An 18288-nucleotide genomic window follows, 5' to 3' on the forward strand; every position below is an offset into this window, starting at 1 on the left:
AAAGATTTAAAAATATTTTATGAAAATATAATTATTCTTTTCCAATTTAAGGCCACTTCTATCAATAAACTTTGCAATAAGTCAAAGCTAAAAGAGCCCAAACATTATCATTTCATGTTTAGGGCTCTTTTTTAGTTTTTTTATTTACTAGGGGGTTTGGACGGTCTCACTTCTACCTTGCTCGGTAGGGTTCTAGGATTGAGTTGTAGCATATCGGCTATAATTTGTCCGATATCTTCTGGTTGAATTTTCCAGTCGTCGGCATCGCTAGGTATGTGGTCGTTGAAATAGGTAGCCACCGATCCAGGCATAATGGTGGAAACTTTGATGTCGTCTTGTCGCAAGTCCAACATGGCGGCTTGAGTAAATCCTACAAGACCAAATTTGCTGGCGTTGTAGGCCGTTCCGTGAGGGAAGAAATTGGTGCCCGCTAAACTGGCTATGGTGAAAATATAGCCCTTGCTGATCTTAAGTGATGGAATCGCAGCTTTTAGACTGTGGAAAACACCAGTGAGATTGGTGTCTATAGTAGCATTCCAATCTTCTAATGACATATCGCTGATATTGCTAAATTTCCCCACACCAGCATTGGCGATCAATACATCCAATTGCCCCCATTTGTCTAAAATAGTTTGAATAGCAGCTGTCTCATCTTCATATTTTCTGACGTCTGAAGCAATGGGCAAAACCCGGTCATCGCCCTCGGCTAAAGATTCGGCGGTTTTACTAACTGCCGCATAATCCCTACCAGAAATGGCTACTCTCATTCCCAAATTGAGTAAAGATTTCGCTACTCCAAGACCTATGCCTTTGCTTCCGCCTGTGATATAGGCAACTTTGTTTTCTAGTGGTTTCATAATTCTATTATTTGTTTGATTTTATAAGAATAATGCACAGGGCAAAAAGTTGTCAAAAACCTTTTAATTTTCATTTTTATTTAAAATTGGCAATTCAAATGTGAATATGGTGCCATGGGGTTTTTTGGAACTGAAGTAAATGTTTCCATTAAAGGTGCCAATAATATTTTTACAAATGGCCAAGCCGAGACCGGTTCCTGACGTTTTTGTAGTGAAATTGGGGAAGAATACCTTTTCTTTAAGTTCGTCGGGAATACCTTTCCCATTGTCTTCGATCTGGACAATAGCCCTATTGTCTTCTTCTTTTAGCCGAATAAAAATATAGCCAGAAGTGTCATCGGGAATGGATTGGACCGCATTTTTTACCAAATTATTTAAGACCCTTACCAAATGGCTGCGGTCTGCAAGTACCACGATTTCATCGATTGGAACGTATAAGTTGAATTTGATATCAGATCGAGTTCGAAAAAGATCGTGAACAGAAGTCACCAAATCGTTGAGTAGGATTTCTTCGTATTCGGGTTTGGGCAATTTGGCAAAGGATGAAAATTCACTAGCGATTCGACTTAAGTTGTCGATTTGTTCAATCAATACCTTTGAGACATCTTTTACAATGGCTTTGGCTTCTTCTTCCTCGGTTCTTTGGATCCTCATATCCATATGTTGAATACTGAGTTTCATGGGAGTGAGGGGATTCTTGATTTCGTGAGCTACTTGTTTGGCCATTTCGCGCCAAGCCACTTCGCGTTCGGTACGAGCCAATAATTCTGCGCTTTGTTCCAGTTTTTCGACCATTTCATTGTAGGCCTGTATCAGTGCGCCTAACTCATCACTTTGATTCCATTTTAATGGTTCGTTTTGTTGACCCAAGGCAAATTCCTTTAATTTCATCCCCAATTCGGTTAAAGGACTAATGATGGAATTGGAAATCGAGAACGATAAGGCCGATGAGATCAATAATAAAAATACAAAGGCATTGAGCAACAGATTTAAGAAATTATAAAAACCAGCAGGAACGGGTTCAAATTGGTAATAGGATAAATAAACCTTTTTTTCATCTGCAGTAAACAAAGGGAAATACAATTGGTCGTAATTCCATGAATAACTGTCTATTGGTTTTGTAGTAGTTCTCAGCTCTATTAAGCGTTGATAATCTATGCGTTGTGGCAGTTTTTGAGAGATGGCAGAAGAAGCGATGTATTTGCCGTCTTCATCATATAGTATGTAGGGGCTGGGTAGTTCAGCCAATAGATTGGCCAGATCGCCGGCCTGGTGTGGGGTTTTGTGGATGGATTGATAGTAGTCATTTACCGAATCTTTCAAACTTTCCTTGAAGGTACGCTTGTAAAAATTGGCACTGACTATCCCTACTATAGTAAAGGCAACTACAAGTAAACTCAATACAGAAAATTGAATTTTATTTCTGATGGTTAGACTTTCGAGGAAGTAATTGTTAAACTCCTCGGGAAGAAAACTGTAGATACTGTGAAGTCCTATAATAAATAAAAGGATGAGGAGGGCGAGTATAAATAAAAATGAGAAAAAAGATAGCGGCTGAAGTAAACCGTCGAACTCTTGTCTACCGATAATGGTTAGTTCGTTTTTCTTGGCTATGGTATATTGAATCAATTCGGAGTTGACAAAACCCAGATGGTCGGATTCATCTTTTTGACTTTGCAGTTTTTCAGGGAAAAACAAGTCATCTTTATTCAAATTGTTAAGTCCGTGATAGATGGTCCAATCACCGGCTTCGAAGATTTTTTGTTTTTCAAAATTGCCGGGATTCTGAAAGTACAGCCCACTGTTTCTCTCTTTAAATTGTAAAAAGGTTACTAAAGAGGTATCCATTGGTGGATAATTGATATAATAGGTCTTGGGCAGGGCAACAGGACTATAATATTCAAGGGTTTTATATAGGTTCGGTTGACTAATTTCTATTTTTTGAGGTAGGGTATGGGTTAGGGATATCTGATATTTGTCGAGGATGTCGGGGTGTTCAAATACGAGGTTGTTGAGTTGTGTTTTTATTTGATTCGAAGAATCTATGGTGGTGTTATTTGGATCAACATCAAGGAGATTTAACAAGGCTGTGTCGGGATAGGCAATTTTTTGAGAAAGCACATCGATAGCCATTTTATGTACCTTGACTTTGTAAAAATGATAGAATAATACGGTGGTAAATAGGCAGAGAATAAGAAGCCACACTGATATCCAAGTAAAGTCCCTCATGGTGGAATCCAGAAATAGGTCAAAGAGCAACATTATGATAAATAAGCTCAAGATCCACAACCATATATTGACTTCAATATGGGTGAAAAAGAAAAAAATCAAGCTGGTGAGTACGGCAATGGTAAAGAGTCCTAGTTTTTTGGCCCAGTCCAAATTAAAGGTTCTGATGGACAGAAATATCTTAATGGTCACTATGAAAATACCGATTAACAGTAGGAAGGTAGCCAATAATACTAGGAAGTGGGTGGCACTTAAATTGGGAATTACCTTGATATTGAGAGCGATAAATCGATTGCCGATGATGGCCTTGATATAGAATAAGTAGAATAAACAGAACAGGGTGAAAATTAAATATCCCAACAAGGTGTAAAGATATTTTTTGGGCAAGGAGAATCCAGCAATTTTTTGATCCTTAAAATCGCGAAAGTAAAAAATCGCAAAAATAAGGAAGGTAAATATGTTGATCAAGATGTCGGCCATGCTAATGGGACTTCCTATGTCTAAAAAATGGGGTTGAAAGAGTAGGGTTTCCGATGAAGAAATCAACGGGTAGAAAATGCTGGGTAATCGCAGGGCAATGAGGACGAAGGTAAGAATGGGGTAGACGATTTGGGGACCGAATGCTGGAAGCATGGCCCTTGCAGTATTGAATACAAATAGGATGGTAAATATATAACCAAAGAGAAAAAGCCAAGCTTTGAAACTATCTCTACTTTGGGTGGATTTCCAATCCATCCATTGGTTGAGTTCTTCTTCGAAATGATGTTCTAGGATAGGAACTTGATTCTCTGTAGATTTTAGTGCCGACAATGGGAGGTTGTCAATAGCACAAGTATATTCTAAAGCCCTGTTTTGACTTCCTAAAATTTGGACTTTGAGATAAGGGCTTTGTTGACGAAAAACAATGTCGACCTTAGATTCCTCGGGTTGAACTTCAAAAAGTGGGTATTGTAAATTATTTTGCCAATATACTTGTCGACCATCCTGCCATATACGAAGGTCGAAATTTTCACCTAAATCATATTCCTTATTCAGTGTTTCAATAAACTGCAGATTGACGTCTGGTTGTCGATACTGGAGTTCTTTCCAGACTTCATCGGAATCAATGAGTTTTAGCAATTCGTTGTGAGCTCTGGCTACTTTGCTTTGAGCTAAATTTATCTTATTTTCAAAAAGGAAATGACTACCTTTGTATAAGGATACTACTAAAGCCAGTAAAAAAAATACGGCAGCCAAGGAACCGATGAATATATTACTTTTTTGAACTTTCAATAGTCTGGTTTTGCGGTAAAGATATCATTAAAATAATTAATATATTTTATATGACTGCAAGGATTTTGAGTCATTGAGTCAACGTATAAAAAATATAAATCTTGTTTAAAAGCAAACGAGAACAAAGATTAAGTTGTAGTCCACTCTATCGTTCCATAGTGAGCAATCACTGTATATGGAAAGGAAAATCCGGACAACGTAGAGCACCACACCACCTAACGGGTGGGGTTTGATTTCTTTGGAATTCAGATACAGAATAGTGCCACAGAAAATATACCGCTTCCGTCGTCTTGAGTCAAATCAGAAGACTGGAGTAAGGGTGAAAACGTGCGGTAAGAGCGCACGCAGAATATTAGTAATAATATTTTGAGGTAAACCTTGTGGGTTGAAATGCCAAATATATTGTGATTTGTTCTTTGGAACATACCTGGCTGCTCGCTGGGGCTTCGGGTCGCAAGGGGTAGGCAGCTTGATCCCATTGGTGACGATGGGACTAGATAAATGATAGGGCACGACAGAATCCGGTTTATCGGGCTACAACTTTTTTTATCTTTAATTCACTGGATTTAGTATGAAATTACCACTTCCATTGAGTTGCCATTTGCCTTGGTCTAATGGGGTTACTTTAAAGTAACCATCGGGGACATTGCCCAATTCATAAAGGAAAATACTGTCGTTACTCAATCTAAACTTTCCCGTGGTTTGGATATCATTTGTCATTATTTTTGCCTCATAAACCACAGTCTTATCATCATTAAATGTAAATTTGATGTTTGCCGACTTGGACATCGTTAATATTTCAGGGTCATTGCTGTCGGTAATGATATCAGCTTTATATTGACCCACTATGTTTTGGTAGTTGACCTTGGAATCAGTATCAGTATTGGATCCATTTTGTTTTGAATTTTCTGAATTACAGCTGCAAAACATAATGAATAAGAGCGGTATAAATAGGAATATTTTAAAACGCATAAATTTAAATTTGACTTTGGACAAAGATATAAAAGTTAAGATCATCCCCCACCAGCTAATCTTTAAATTTCCAGCCGGTACATCTCGTTCCGTATTACACCAACGAAAGACCTATTTTATGATTCTGACTTCATCTGATGAAGAAGATCAGCGTTGTGGTTGGGGTGAAGCAGGGCCTTTAGATGGACTGAGTATTGAGGACGATTCGTTTCACCAATGGATGTCGTCACAAACTGAGAAGCAAGCCTTAGCATCCGTAATCGATGAATTTCAAAAGTACCCATCTACTCGTTTTGCCTTGGAATCTGCACTATTGGATTGGGAAAATGGTGGTCGTCGAATTTGGTATGACGGAGAGTTCGCTCGCGGCAATCAGTCCATCGCTATCAATGGTCTGATATGGATGGGGACTAAACAAGAGATGTACGATCGAATTAAATCGAAATTGGAATTGGGGAATCGCTGTCTTAAGTTGAAGATAGGAGGAATTGATTTTGCGCAAGAATTGGATTTGTTGAAATACATTCGACAGTCTTTTTCTGTAGAGGATTTGGAATTGAGGTTGGATGCCAACGGATCATTTGCCCCAGATCAAGCAGAAGAAAGATTGAAACAGTTGTCTGTCTTTGGTATTCATTCCATTGAACAACCCATCAAAGCGGGACAGTCTGAGATCATGGCTCAATTGTGTTCAAAGAATATTATTCCTATTGCCCTCGATGAAGAATTGATCGGATGGAGAAGCAATAAAGAAAAAAAGGATTTGGTAGAAGCCATAAAACCCCAATATTTGATTTTTAAACCCAGCCTTATTGGAGGTATTGAAGAGACGGCTGCCTATATAGATTTATGCAATAAGAATAATATTGGATGGTGGATGACGTCGGCACTCGAGTCCAATGTCGGTTTAAATGTCCTGGCTCAATTGTCTGATCATTGGTCTGTAACCTTGCCACAGGGTTTGGGAACAGGACAATTGTTTACCAATAATATAGACTCTCCGTTACAGGAAAATGGAGGACAAATATTTTGTAATCCCGAAAGAACATGGGGGGAATTACCCGGATAGAAAATGCACAATGTATGAAGGATGCTGATAAAGGGATCATAATAAATGACTTGTATTGGAGTCGAGCTTCAATAAGAGATGGAGAATTGTCCAGATCGAAGTCCATTCAGGATACTGCATTGGTAGATTTTATAGAGATGTGGTTTGATGATGAGGATTCATTTTGGGGGCAGACTTCGGGCTCAACAGGGATTCCAAAGAAGATGAAGATAGCCAAGGCGGATTGCAGGGCAAGTGCGATGGCTACTTTAACCTATTTTTCATTAAAAGAAGGACAGACTGCATTATTGAGTATGCCAGCTCAATACATTGCTGGTCGAATGATGGTAGTACGTGCAATTGTCGGAGGGCTAAACCTATTGACCACCACTGTCAGTAGTTGTCCCATATTACCTAATAGAACATTGGATTTGACTGCTTTCACTCCCCATCAGTTTTCCAATATGATATCGACAGGACAATTTCCGATTCCTCATACGATGAGTGTTGTTCTACTCGGAGGTGCCCCGGTATCTCGAGAACTCATTGATCAAATCCCAAAATCTTCAGCCAATATTTATGAAACTTTTGGCATGACAGAGACTTATAGTCACGTTGCAATCAAAGCCATCTATCCCAGTAGTCAATCCTATTTTGAAGCAGTTCCTGGGGTGAATTTTACTGTAGTTGATCAGCGATTAAAGATTCATGCGCCACATATTAATCAGCCCGATTTGTTGACCAATGATAGGGTGGATTTGTTGTCGGACACAAGATTTGTTTGGATTGGGAGATTTGATTTTGTCATCAATAGTGGGGGGGTGAAATTGTCGCCAGAGGTATTGGAAGATAAACTAAATCCCTATATCGAAGAACCGTTCTATTTTTATGGTGCTCCTGATCAGACTCTGGGCCAGCGATTGGTATTAGTAATGGAGTCGAAAGAAAATTTTGATATGAAGAATCTTAAAAATATCCTTTATGAACATTTAAGTAAATTAGAACGACCTAAAGAAATTATATTTGTAAGTAGAATGATTTTTACAAAAAGTGGTAAATTGGATAGACGGCGGACTTTTTTGGAGAATCAATCGTCGATACAATAATTGAGTAAATAGTAATAATGACCAATACAGTGAGCAGGACAAAGGCAGTAGTCTTTTATTCTTTGCCTGGAGAAGAGGATTTTTTTGAAATTAGTGGACCCACTCAATGGGTGTTAAGCACAGATATAGGTCAGACTAGCGGATTTGTATTTGCCCCTTTTGACAGTGTTGATGGGGCTATGCTGAAAATTGTTGGGGAAAGCCAACCTTCTAATTTATCTTTTTCCACTGATGATTTACATTATACATCAGTTATTCCATTCGCAATGCAATGGGAAGAGTATCGCGATACCATTACATCTATTATTCAAAGTATTAAAAAGGGAGAGATTCAAAAATTGGTTTTTTCAATCTCTAAAATAAGTTCCAATAGTGGACAGGACTACGCCATAGTATTACAAAAACTTCGAGAGGCTTATCCACAAGCATTTGTTTATTTGTTTTCAGCTGAAGAGACAGGGACATGGGTAGGAGCTAGTCCGGAATTGTTGATGCAGAGATCAAAGGATGAAATATCGACGGTCGCACTCGCCGGAACATTAAAAGATGCGCCTTCAATAGAAGATTGGGGAGAAAAGGAATTGGAGGAACACCGATTCGTAGAAGCCTATATTGAAGAATGTCTCCAAGGCAAGGAATATCAAAAACTAGGACCGAAGCCGATTAATGCAGGACCTATTTTTCACTTGTCTTCTACCTATACGTTGAATGTCAATCGAGTTGAGATTTCACCTTTTAGCTTACATCCTGGTCCTGCTCTGAGTGGTACACCAGTTCCCAATGCTATAGAATGGATAAAACGTCTGGAAAAGCGGCCTAGAAGGTATTATTCTGGATTTTTAGGGCCGGTATTATCCGACACTGATTATCAATTGTATATAAATATACGGTGTATGGAGGTGTTGAAAAATGACATAGTATTGTATGCCGGCGGGGGGATAACAAAAGATTCCAACCCTGAACAAGAATGGCAGGAGTTGCAATTTAAATTCAGTACTTTGCAAACCAGAATGCAGATAAAACCATAGAAAAAATTCATGTTTTCAGATAAAGCAATCATAAGAAGACTGGTAAAAATTATTCAAGCCAAAGGAATATTTCAAATTGTAACCAGTCCTGGATCGAGAAATGCACCGATAATTCAGACTTTTTACGGAGTCGGGGATATGGAAATGTACTCAATTCCAGACGAGAGAGTGGCGGGTTTTTTTGCCTTGGGCTTGGCTATGAAGTCTAAGATGCCGGTTGTGCTACTGTGTACTTCTGGTTCTGCCGTAGTCAATTATGGGCCAGCGGTAGTAGAAGCTTATTATCAAAACATTCCATTGATTGTGATTTCCGCCGATAGGCCTGCCTATTATATTGATCAAGGTCACGGTCAAAGTATGAGACAGGATGGGGTTTTTAATAATTATATCCGCGGGAGTTTGACATTGACAGAATCCATGCAGAGCCAGCCTTGGTTTGTGGATTCCAAGATCAATGAAATCATTGAAAAAGCACATGGAGAAACCTTAGGTCCAGTTCATATTAATGTACCATTGGACGAACCATTGTATCAGTTTCAATCCGAAATGGAGGAGGAGGTTCGGTTAATCGAATATCCCAAGAGGTTGAAGGTTTTGGATAAAGCCGGCCTAAGTAGGTTGACAGAAATATGGAATCGTTCGAATAGGGTCATGATACTGGTCGGTCAAATGAGTCCTACTGATGAATTTAATCGATTACTATCCCAATTTTCAAAGGATAAAAATGTAGTTGTATTATGTGAGCACACTTCCAATCTATTTGATTACAATCAGTTTATTCATCAAATTGACAGAGCTATATATTCATTGTCCGATGAGCAATGGTTGGATTACCATCCCGATTTACTGATAACTTTTGGAAAGGAGATTGTTTCCAAAAAAATTAAGAAGATCTTGCTTCGCACTCGGGTGGAGGAGCATTGGCATTTTGGTTCTAAATTAGAGCAGAGAGATACTTTTGGGTCTTTGACTCAGATTATCGATGCGACGGTTCACACCTTGTGGGATTATAGCGATAAATTTGATCCAGTGGATAGCAGTTATTATGAGCGATGGCAAAAACGCAAGACTACTGTGGCTGTTCAGCACAATGAATTCGTTCAAAAGATAAATTGGTCAGATTTAAAGGTCTGGTCATATTTAATGAATGCCCTGCCCGATAATAGTCATATTCACTTGGGCAATAGTGCGTCGATTCGATATAGTTTGTTGTTTGACAGCAAGCCCAACCAGCTATTTTATTCGAACAGGGGAGTAAGTGGTATTGATGGGTGTACGAGTACTGCGGTTGGATTTAGTCAAGCGGCTGATTCAGAGCCTGTATTTCTAATCACCGGGGATATATCATTTATGTATGATAGCAATGCTTTTTGGCATACTCCGAGGCCGAAAAATTTAAAAATCGTTGTTGTTAATAATAATGGAGGAGGAATTTTTCGATTTATTCCAGGACCGCAAAAGACCGATGTATTGGATAAATTCTTGGAGACGAGTCACGAAAACAGTGTTCTCCCATTGGTGAAATCTTTTGGAATAAAAACATTTCAAGCAAGATCTAATGATGACTTGCAAGAGATTTTTCAAAATTTTGTACTTTGTCCTTCCTTAGCAGTATTGGAAATCAATACTCCTCGAAAGGAAAATGACAAAATACTGAAAGAATATTTTAATAATCTATCTAAAACATAGTAATGGCCACTAGAAATTGGACGACAATTGAAAAATTTGAGGATATCTTATTTGAAGAATACCAGCAAATCGCTAAGATTACCATTAACCGACCAGAAGTGTACAATGCTTTCAGACCTCAAACCGTGAATGAGATTATAAAGGCTATGGATATATGTAAGGAAAGAACGGACTTGCGTATTGTGGTATTGACGGGAATAGGTGATAAGGCGTTTTGTTCTGGAGGGGATCAAAATGTAAAAGGATTGGGTGGATATGTTGGAAAGGACGGTGTACCTCGATTAAATATATTGGACGTGCACAAGCAGATTAGGTCATTACCCAAGCCGGTAGTTGCCATGGTCAATGGTTATGCTATCGGAGGAGGTCATGTATTGCACGTAGTATGTGATTTGACCATAGCATCTGAGAATGCCATTTTTGGTCAAACTGGACCGAAGGTAGGGAGTTTTGATGCGGGATTTGGTTCTTCTTATTTAGCTAGACAGGTAGGTCAAAAGAAGGCTCGTGAGATATGGTTTTTGTGCAATCAATATTCGGCTGCAGAGGCAGAGGATATGGGTATGGTCAACAAGGTTGTTCCATTGGAAAAATTAGAAGATACGGTAGTTGAGTGGTGTGAAATAATGAAGATGAGAAGTCCTATGGCATTGCGTATGATAAAGCGCGGTCTCAATGCTGAACTGGACGGTCAGCGAGGATTGATGGAATTTGCTGGAGATGCGACTTTGATGTATTATTTAATGGACGAAGCTCAGGAGGGAAGACAGGCCTTTATGGAGAAGAGAGATCCCGATTTTGACAAATTTCCAAAGTTTCCATAATGAGTACTTTGAAGTCCTGGCTGCATGCGGCTAGACCGAGGACATTGGCACTTTCTTTGTCCTGTGTTTCTCTAGGGGGGATATTGGCCTATGCAGATCAATCCTTCGATTTTAGAGTTTTTTTGTTGACCATATTGACAACGGTTTTGCTACAGGTCTTGTCCAACTTCGCCAATGATTACGGAGATTATACTTCTGGTGTAGATTTACAAGGTAGGATTGGGCCGGAACGGGCTATGCAAAGTGGGCAGATTAATCAATCTCAGATGAAGATGGGCATAGGTATTACGGCAGTTCTTTCACTACTGAGCGGAATATATTTGTTGATGGCGAGCGGTTTAAGTCAGACGGCTTTTTATGTGCTTTTAGGAATCGGTTTTCTAGCTATAGTAGCAGCCATTACATATACCATGGGTAAAAATCCCTATGGATATCGGGGGTTAGGAGATTTGTTTGTTTTTATATTTTTCGGATTAGTCGGAGTATTGGGCACACATTATTTAATATACGATGGTTTTTTGTGGCGGAATATTTGGCCGGCTATAGCTATAGGCAGTCTTGCAGTTGGAGTTTTGAATTTGAACAACATGAGGGATTTGGAAGCCGATAAAAGGAGTGGCAAGAATACTCTGCCTGTACACCTTGGAATTTCCCGTGCCAAACAATATCATTACGCATTAATATTGATTTCATGGATGTGTTTGATTATATATTCATTTTTACATTTTGTAGGGGTATGGCAATTCTTGTTTGTCTTGATGGTGCCGGTATTTATTAAGCATATTAAGGCAGTTCAGGGGCGAATTGGTGGGGATTTGGATCCATTGTTGAAGCAATTGTCATTGTCTACTTTGGGTTTGGTCGTATTGTTTGGATTGGGATGGATAGTGAGTTATGGGATATAGGAGGTATGTTGGTGCTGAGATGAGTTAATAGGAAAGTAAATATATAGAGAGGGGAGGAGAATGAGGATGGAAGATGGTTGTGAGTGATGATTTACGGATTAGGTATTTTGATGATAAGCTAAAAATCAGTACCTTACGATAAGTAAATCAAAAGTCATGGAGGGTAAATTTAAAAGCCTCTCACTTGCAGACTTTCAAAAGCGATTTCCAGATGTGGAAAGTTGTAAGAAGTATTTGGCCGAAAAAAAGTGGGGCAAGGCATATAAATGTCGGCGATGTAATCATCATCATTATTGTAGCGGCGGAAAACCTTATATGAGGCAGTGTACGTCCTGTCGTTACAAAGAATCGGTAACCGCAAATACGTTATTTCACAAAGTTAAGTTTAGTTTAGTTCATGCATTTTTCATAGTCTATTTAGTATCGACGAATAAAAAAGGTATTTCATCTACTGAATTGAGTCGAAAACTTCAAATTCAACAAAAAACTTGTTGGTTATTTCGGTTGAAAGTTTTACAGGCTATGGAGAGCAAACAGACCGTGGGACTGGAGGGGAATTTAGAATTGTTGGATTTTACCTTGGGTAAGTTGAAAATTGAAAAGAAAGGGAAGGTGGAGTATGTCAAAAAGCGAGTATTCATTGCTATTGAAAAAAAAGGTAAAGGGGTGTCCCATATGTATGCTTACTATGGTAAGGATAAGAGTAGTCTTGAAATTAAGAAGTTTGTAAAAAATTATATTAGGAGTAAATCTAGGATTATTTGTCCTAATTGGTCGAGTTACAAGCCTTTACGTTTAGAATATGATGTCTTGTTTTCCAAAAAACATGGCAAAAAAAATCAAATGGGATTGTCAAAAAGAATGTTATCGAGCTTAAAGGCTTGGTTGCGGGGAATGCATGGTCATGCAGAATTACTTCAGTATTATTTAAATGAATACAGTTATCGATTCAATCGAAATAGGATGCGAGAGGAGATATTTGATCATTTATTAAACCGTATGGTTGAGCACAAACCAAGGACTTATAAGGATATTGTTAGCTATCACGGAAATCAGACGTTTAATTGGAACTAAAATAGCATTCAAGAAATCATAAAAATGGATTTATAATTGATATCACATACATTTCGTATTACAAATCTTTAAATAGGACTTTGTCTTGGTCCGACATATATCGTCCTTTCAGGACTTTTCAAAAGCGAGGTGTGATGAGATAATATAAAATCCAGAGATTGATACTGTTTACGGTTCGAGGCTGATAGTGTCACAATTTGTTTGATCATTCATCGAGGCTAGATTAGCTATTGATAAAAGCTTAAATTATGGTTGTTTTAAACGAAGTAAAATGTCAAACAAAATCAAAATATGATCGTCAATTATATATTCATTGGGTATTATCACCTATCTCCCTAATCCGTAATTTTTACCCAAGTTCCTCAGTGTATCAGAAAACCACCTCACCTTATATATTCAGCCTGCCCAGATGATTTCATCTGGGCTGCTATAATCGTATTCCTACATCAACATGCCGCTATAAAAAATCTTTATATCGGAGACTATTACCATCCCCCTCCAGCACCGCCTCCACCGAAGCCACCTCCACCGAAGCCGCCAAATCCACCACCGCCTCCGCCGAAGCCGCCTCCACCAAATCCGCCACCGCCGCCGAAACCGCCGTTGCCGATAATGATAGGTCCACTCCAACCTCTGCGATTGATATTGCCGCCTCTGTTATTGCCATTGCCCGATGAACTCAGAATGATTAGGATAATAAAAACAATGAAAATAATGGCTCCTATAGGCAGTCCCTTTTCTTCGCTTTTCAAAGCATCGGCATCAAATTCGCCGGATAACACCTGTATGATAAAATCAGTGCCCGATTGCAAACCGCTATAATAATCACCATTTCTGAAATGGGGAATCATCTTTTGATCGATGATTCGTTTTGCCAATACATCTGGAATACTGCCTTCTAGCCCCCAACCGGTGGCGATGAAGACCTTGCGCATTTGATCTGATATAACGATGACCAAACCATTGTCTTGGTCATTGCTTCCCACACCCCATTGATCACCGATTTCAATGGCAAATTCCGATATGTCATATCCTCCCAAATCACCACTGGTTACCACAACGATTTGCGTCGACGTGGTATCAGCATATTGCCGCAATTTATTTTCCAACTGCTGAACCTGTCCTGTATTTAGTATCGACTCAAAATCATTGACCAGTCTAGGGGGATTCGGCGGACTGGGAATCTGCGCAAAAGTAGGAGTCGATAGTCCAATAAACCAGAGTATCATAGCCAAGGAAAATACCTTCCCCAAAATTATACCCCATCCATGGTTACTTCTCGTCCTCCTCGAAATATATATCATCACTTAATTCATTTATATCGTCTTTTTGCCAAGGAAAATACTCTGCCAGACGATCACCAGCAAGAATAATGGCTTTAGTTAGACCAAGTACATATTGATCTTCCTTAAAGTGGGTTTGCATTATCTTTAATTCCTTCTCCCAAAATTCATCACCAACTATGGAATGTATTCCACTATCTCCAATAATGGCACATTGATGATCGTGAAAAGCGATATAGAATAAAATACCGTTCTTGAGCTCGGTCTGGTCCATTTTTAATTTTCGAAATGCTTTCAGAGCCCGGTCTAATACCGGTTGTCCCTTGGTCGACTTTTCAAAATAAACCCTAATCTCACCCGAGGTGTTTTTCTCCGCTTTTCGAATGGCGTCTACAATGTCCTTCTTCTCTTCTTTATTAAAGTAGCTGCTAAGTAAAGGATTCTTCATTAAAACTTGATTTCAGGTGCCTTTTCTGATCCCGCATCGGCTTCAAAATATGCTTTGTCATCGAAACCAAATATGCTGGCCGTTAGATTGGTAGGAAACTTTTTAATGTATGTGTTGTAAGCCCTTACTTCTGTGTTGAAATCATTACGCGCTTTGTTGATCCTATTTTCAGTCCCCTCTATTTGAGTCTGGAAATCATTGAATGCTTGGGTGGTTTTGAGATCTGGATATCTCTCCACGGTAACCATCAATCGACTAAAGGCACTGCTCAATTGTGTTTGTGCATTTTGAAATTCTGCCAATTTTTCAGCACTTAAATTGCTGGCATCCACTTGAACACTACTGGCTTTACTACGAGCTTCAATCACCTGGGTCAAAGTCTCTTGCTCAAAATCTTTTGATCCCTTGATAGTGCTTACTACGCTACTGTATAGATCGGTACGTCTTTGGTACTGAGTCTCAACAGTCGACCAGGCGGCTTCAACACCTTCATTCATCGTTACCATCTTATTGTAACTACCAGAAAAGGTTTGATACATGATAAGACCTAATACAACAACAATTCCAATGAGGATTAAACTTGATTTTTTCATTTATGTTTTATTAATTATTCATCAATACAAATACGAAAATAGGTGTAAAAGTTTCATTAACATCAATAGATATAGATTATTTACTATAAGTGCCTTGTTTTTATCGATGAATTAATTCGGTTAGTAGATTAAGATTCTTAAATTATATTGTAATTCTTCTCCAATTTGCTGGAAAATCTCAGAATTATCATTGGTCAATTATGTCAGTATAGGAAAGCTAATATCGAATATAAGTGTAAATTAGTTCTATGTTTGGAAATATCACCTCCAAATAGTTGAAAAAAGGAGTTAATTAGCAACATCGAAAAACATAAAATGAAAATTGCATTATTTGTGCCTTGTTATGTAGATCAATTTTATCCAGGTGTAGCCAAAGCCAGTTTGGCTATATTGGAAAATCTGGGCTATGAAGTTGATTTCCCACTCAATCAGACTTGCTGTGGTCAACCCATGGTCAATTCTGGTTTTGTAAAAGAAGGCGAAAAGGTTACCGATCACTTTAGATCGGTTTTTCAAGACTACGATGTCGTAGTAGGTCCCAGCGGTAGCTGTGTTCACCATTTAATCCATCATGCAGGTATCGGAAAGACAGAAAATGATCCAAAAGTATATGAGCTTTTTTCGTTTTTATCGGAACAAGACGTGATGCCTACCATGACCAAACCATTTCCCCATAAAGTGGGTTTTCATTTTTCATGTCACGCTTTAAGGGGATTGAGATTGGGGAAATCGAGCGAACTCGTAGGCGAAGGTTTTTCAGTTATCCAACCCTTCATAGATGCCATCCCCCAAGCAGAATGGGTGCCATTGGATCAAGTGGATGAATGTTGTGGTTTCGGAGGTACCTTTTCAGTATTCGAAGATGCAGTTTCAGTCAATATGGGACAGCGTCGGTTGGCCGATCACCAAAGTCATGGTGCGGAATATTTGGTCTCTATAGATAGCTCTTGTCTAATGCATTTGGAAGGGGTTTCTAGGAAACAAAAAGATGGATTGAAATTTTTACATTTAGCGGAATTAATAGCAATGGTAATTTGATGAAGAGAATAAAACACGCAAAAGCAGCCGATCAATATATTCATAAGTCAGCCCATCCCAAAGCCCAACATGTGGCCGCCATCCATTTGAGGAATAAGCGAGATAGAGCCGTCACCGTCATTGATGAATGGGAAGAGCTTAGAGAGACAGCCTCGAAAATCAAGTTGCATACCCTGTCCAATCTTCATGGATATCTGGAAGAATTCGAAGCCAATGCAAAAGCCAATGGGGTAATTATTCACTGGGCTCAGACCGGTGATGACCTCAATAAAATAGTCTATGAACTCTTAGATGAACGCAATGTACCCTACCTCGTCAAAAGTAAATCGATGTTGACTGAGGAATGTCATATGAATCAATATCTGGAGGAACGCGGAATTGATGTTTACGACACGGATTTGGGAGAACGAATCGTACAGTTGGCCAAAGAGCCACCAAGTCATATTGTGGTTCCTGCCATGCATAAGACCAAAGAAGAGATATCGGATTTGTTTCACAAAACCATGAATACGGAAAAAGACAATGTAGATGCTAAATACCTGACTTTGGCAGCGAGGAAGGATCTTAGAACGAAGTTCATGAATGCTGAAGCTGCCTTAACCGGGGTCAATTTTGGTGTGGCAGAAACGGGTACGGTTACCATAGTCACCAACGAAGGCAATGCAGATTTGGGAGTCAATAAAGCCAAGCTTCAGATTCATTGTATGGGCATTGAAAAGTTAATTCCCAAATTGAATGATCTTTCTGTTTTTTTGAGATTGTTGGGGCGCAGTGCTACTGGTCAACCCATTACTACTTATTCGAGTCATTATCACAAACCCAAGCCAGAGGGGGAAATGCATATTGTCATTGTTGACAATGGGCGCTCCGATCATTTGGGAATGGAAGATTTTTGGACGGCATTAAAATGTATTCGTTGTGGCGCTTGTATGAATACCTGTCCTGTGTATCGTTCTGGAGGAGGACATAGCTATGGTTACACCGTTCCTGGACCCATAGGGAGTATTATCACTCCAGCCCGAGACATAACTCAATATGACGACCTGCCCTTTGCTTCATCTTTGTGTGGATCATGTTCTGATGTTTGTCCCGTAAAAATAGACATTCATGGCCAACTGCTTAAATGGAGGGAGGTTATTGTGGAAAGTGGTCAAGTTGCTAAGTCCAAATCCTTGCCTATGAAAATAGGAAGTACTGTTTTGTCAAAAGGTCAATGGTATCGTTTGTCAGGGTGGGGGGCACGTAAGTTTTTAAACTATTTTCCCAAACTCGCTAATGCCATGGTCCCTAAATGGACTAAAGGTAGAGAACTACCTAACCCTCCAAAAGAGAGTTTTAGAGAATGGTATATTAAAAATAAAAAGAATGGATAATAGAACAGCAATTTTAAATAAGGTTAAGAAAAACCAACCCATTTCTAGTCCTCATCCTGGTATTCCATCATTTGACCTTCCTGAAGATCTAATAGAAAGATTTGGGGTAGCCTTGTCCAATATAGGTGGTGAATTAAAATTGTTTCCCAATTACGATTCGGTGATCGAAGAAGTAGGTCAATGCCTAGAGGATAACAACAATCGATCTTATTTGTCAAATACTAATCTCCAGACATCTGAAGTAGAACCACATACTACCATTGTTCGAGGAGAAATTGCGGTAGCAGAAAATGCAGCGGTTTATGTCAACACCGATTTGTTGCCCGATAGAGCTATTCCATTTTTGGGATTTAGGTTGATAGTGGTGCTTCCCCAGTCAAACTTATGCTACAATATGCATCAAGCCTATGCTCAGTTAGATATTGCTAATCATGGATTTGGTGTATTTATCGCTGGACCGTCTGCAACGGCTGATATAGCTCAGGTTTTGGTTCGAGGTGCTCATGGACCTTCCAAAATGGAAGTATGGATGTATAAATAACAATAAAT

The 18288-nt window shown here is 39.1% G+C and carries 16 protein-coding genes and 1 other RNA gene; 11 read left to right on the plus strand and 6 right to left on the minus strand.

The genetic code is table 11. From position 1 onward, the window contains the following. Nucleotides 1-140 precede the first annotated feature (140 nt). Nucleotides 141-857, minus strand: coding sequence for an SDR family oxidoreductase (locus LVD51_RS04995; protein ID WP_236970097.1), 717 nt, complete (start codon nt 855-857; stop codon nt 141-143). Between the two features lie 63 nt (nt 858-920). Next, nucleotides 921-4358 carry a sensor histidine kinase gene (locus tag LVD51_RS05000; RefSeq protein WP_236970098.1) on the minus strand — a complete coding sequence of 1146 codons (3438 nt, stop codon included), beginning with the start codon at nt 4356-4358 and terminating at the stop codon, nt 921-923. 132 nt (nt 4359-4490) lie between these two features. Here LVD51_RS05000 and rnpB point away from each other — a divergent pair. Next, nucleotides 4491-4903: RNase P RNA component class A (gene rnpB / locus LVD51_RS05005), an RNA gene on the plus strand. Nucleotides 4904-4910: 7 nt separating this feature from the next. On the opposite strand, the gene LVD51_RS05010 is transcribed toward rnpB, so the two are convergent. After that, on the minus strand, nt 4911-5330 hold the full coding sequence (locus LVD51_RS05010; RefSeq protein ID WP_236970099.1) for a hypothetical protein: 420 nt from the start codon (nt 5328-5330) through the stop codon (nt 4911-4913). 16 nt (nt 5331-5346) lie between these two features. Here LVD51_RS05010 and LVD51_RS05015 point away from each other — a divergent pair, with 16 nt between their 5' ends. The 7 genes from LVD51_RS05015 (at nt 5347) to LVD51_RS05045 (ending at nt 13004) form a co-directional block, all read left to right on the plus strand. Further along, entirely contained in the window at nt 5347-6399 is a 1053-nt protein-coding gene (locus LVD51_RS05015; RefSeq protein ID WP_236970100.1) for an o-succinylbenzoate synthase, read from the plus strand. A gap of 14 nt (nt 6400-6413) precedes the next feature. Next, nucleotides 6414-7484 carry an AMP-binding protein gene (locus LVD51_RS05020; RefSeq protein ID WP_236970101.1) on the plus strand — a complete coding sequence of 357 codons (1071 nt, stop codon included), beginning with the start codon at nt 6414-6416 and terminating at the stop codon, nt 7482-7484. A gap of 17 nt (nt 7485-7501) precedes the next feature. Further along, nucleotides 7502-8512 (plus strand): chorismate-binding protein, encoded by a 1011-nt coding sequence (locus LVD51_RS05025; protein ID WP_236970102.1) that lies wholly within the window; start codon nt 7502-7504, stop codon nt 8510-8512. 9 nt (nt 8513-8521) lie between these two features. Continuing rightward, nucleotides 8522-10201: a 2-succinyl-5-enolpyruvyl-6-hydroxy-3-cyclohexene-1-carboxylic-acid synthase gene (gene menD, locus LVD51_RS05030; protein WP_236970103.1), complete on the plus strand. Its 1680-nt coding sequence runs from the start codon at nt 8522-8524 to the stop codon at nt 10199-10201. A gap of 2 nt (nt 10202-10203) precedes the next feature. Beyond that, the gene (gene menB / locus LVD51_RS05035; RefSeq protein WP_236970104.1) at nt 10204-11025 is read left to right on the plus strand and encodes a 1,4-dihydroxy-2-naphthoyl-CoA synthase; all 822 of its coding nucleotides are present in this window, start codon (nt 10204-10206) and stop codon (nt 11023-11025) included. After that, nucleotides 11025-11930, plus strand: a complete 906-nt coding sequence (gene menA, locus LVD51_RS05040; protein ID WP_236970105.1) for a 1,4-dihydroxy-2-naphthoate octaprenyltransferase — start codon at nt 11025-11027, stop codon at nt 11928-11930. Before menB ends, menA begins: the two co-directional genes overlap by 1 nt. Before the next feature lie 156 nt (nt 11931-12086). Beyond that, nucleotides 12087-13004, plus strand: coding sequence for an IS1595 family transposase (locus LVD51_RS05045; protein WP_236970106.1), 918 nt, complete (start codon nt 12087-12089; stop codon nt 13002-13004). Between the two features lie 485 nt (nt 13005-13489). Here the strand turns inward: LVD51_RS05045 and LVD51_RS05050 are convergent, their stop codons facing one another. From LVD51_RS05050 to LVD51_RS05060, 3 genes are read right to left on the minus strand one after another with little or no spacing between them, the layout of a single operon-like run. Then, nucleotides 13490-14308: a TPM domain-containing protein gene (locus tag LVD51_RS05050; protein WP_236970219.1), complete on the minus strand. Its 819-nt coding sequence runs from the start codon at nt 14306-14308 to the stop codon at nt 13490-13492. Further along, nucleotides 14277-14735, minus strand: a complete 459-nt coding sequence (locus LVD51_RS05055) for a TPM domain-containing protein (RefSeq protein ID WP_236970107.1) — start codon at nt 14733-14735, stop codon at nt 14277-14279. The genes LVD51_RS05050 and LVD51_RS05055 overlap by 32 nt, the downstream gene beginning before the upstream one ends. Further along, nucleotides 14735-15328: a LemA family protein gene (locus tag LVD51_RS05060; protein WP_236970108.1), complete on the minus strand. Its 594-nt coding sequence runs from the start codon at nt 15326-15328 to the stop codon at nt 14735-14737. Before LVD51_RS05060 ends, LVD51_RS05055 begins: the two co-directional genes overlap by 1 nt. A gap of 315 nt (nt 15329-15643) precedes the next feature. On the opposite strand from LVD51_RS05060, the gene LVD51_RS05065 reads away from it, so the two are divergent. From LVD51_RS05065 to LVD51_RS05075, 3 genes are read left to right on the plus strand one after another with little or no spacing between them, the layout of a single operon-like run. Continuing rightward, a complete protein-coding gene (locus LVD51_RS05065) occupies nt 15644-16366 on the plus strand; it encodes a (Fe-S)-binding protein (protein ID WP_236970109.1) in 723 nt (240 codons plus the stop codon). Next, a complete protein-coding gene (locus LVD51_RS05070) occupies nt 16366-17739 on the plus strand; it encodes a lactate utilization protein B (RefSeq protein ID WP_236970110.1) in 1374 nt (457 codons plus the stop codon). The genes LVD51_RS05065 and LVD51_RS05070 overlap by 1 nt, the downstream gene beginning before the upstream one ends. Beyond that, nucleotides 17732-18280: a LutC/YkgG family protein gene (locus LVD51_RS05075; RefSeq protein ID WP_236970111.1), complete on the plus strand. Its 549-nt coding sequence runs from the start codon at nt 17732-17734 to the stop codon at nt 18278-18280. The genes LVD51_RS05070 and LVD51_RS05075 overlap by 8 nt, the downstream gene beginning before the upstream one ends. Nucleotides 18281-18288 lie beyond the last annotated feature (8 nt).

This window comes from Membranihabitans marinus (assembly GCF_021729155.1).
Lineage (GTDB): Bacteria > Bacteroidota > Bacteroidia > Chitinophagales > Saprospiraceae > Membranihabitans > Membranihabitans marinus.

Coding starts and splice junctions, on each gene's coding strand:
- LVD51_RS04995 (WP_236970097.1), bottom strand. CDS start 857: ATGAAACCACTAGAAAACAAAGTTGCCTATATCACAGGCGGAAGCAAA.
- LVD51_RS05010 (WP_236970099.1), bottom strand. CDS start 5,330: ATGCGTTTTAAAATATTCCTATTTATACCGCTCTTATTCATTATGTTT.
- LVD51_RS05020 (WP_236970101.1), top strand. CDS start 6,414: ATGAAGGATGCTGATAAAGGGATCATAATAAATGACTTGTATTGGAGT.
- LVD51_RS05025 (WP_236970102.1), top strand. CDS start 7,502: ATGACCAATACAGTGAGCAGGACAAAGGCAGTAGTCTTTTATTCTTTG.
- menD (WP_236970103.1), top strand. CDS start 8,522: ATGTTTTCAGATAAAGCAATCATAAGAAGACTGGTAAAAATTATTCAA.
- menB (WP_236970104.1), top strand. CDS start 10,204: ATGGCCACTAGAAATTGGACGACAATTGAAAAATTTGAGGATATCTTA.
- menA (WP_236970105.1), top strand. CDS start 11,025: ATGAGTACTTTGAAGTCCTGGCTGCATGCGGCTAGACCGAGGACATTG.
- LVD51_RS05045 (WP_236970106.1), top strand. CDS start 12,087: ATGGAGGGTAAATTTAAAAGCCTCTCACTTGCAGACTTTCAAAAGCGA.
- LVD51_RS05050 (WP_236970219.1), bottom strand. CDS start 14,308: ATGATATATATTTCGAGGAGGACGAGAAGTAACCATGGATGGGGTATA.
- LVD51_RS05055 (WP_236970107.1), bottom strand. CDS start 14,735: ATGAAGAATCCTTTACTTAGCAGCTACTTTAATAAAGAAGAGAAGAAG.
- LVD51_RS05060 (WP_236970108.1), bottom strand. CDS start 15,328: ATGAAAAAATCAAGTTTAATCCTCATTGGAATTGTTGTTGTATTAGGT.
- LVD51_RS05065 (WP_236970109.1), top strand. CDS start 15,644: ATGAAAATTGCATTATTTGTGCCTTGTTATGTAGATCAATTTTATCCA.
- LVD51_RS05070 (WP_236970110.1), top strand. CDS start 16,366: ATGAAGAGAATAAAACACGCAAAAGCAGCCGATCAATATATTCATAAG.
- LVD51_RS05075 (WP_236970111.1), top strand. CDS start 17,732: ATGGATAATAGAACAGCAATTTTAAATAAGGTTAAGAAAAACCAACCC.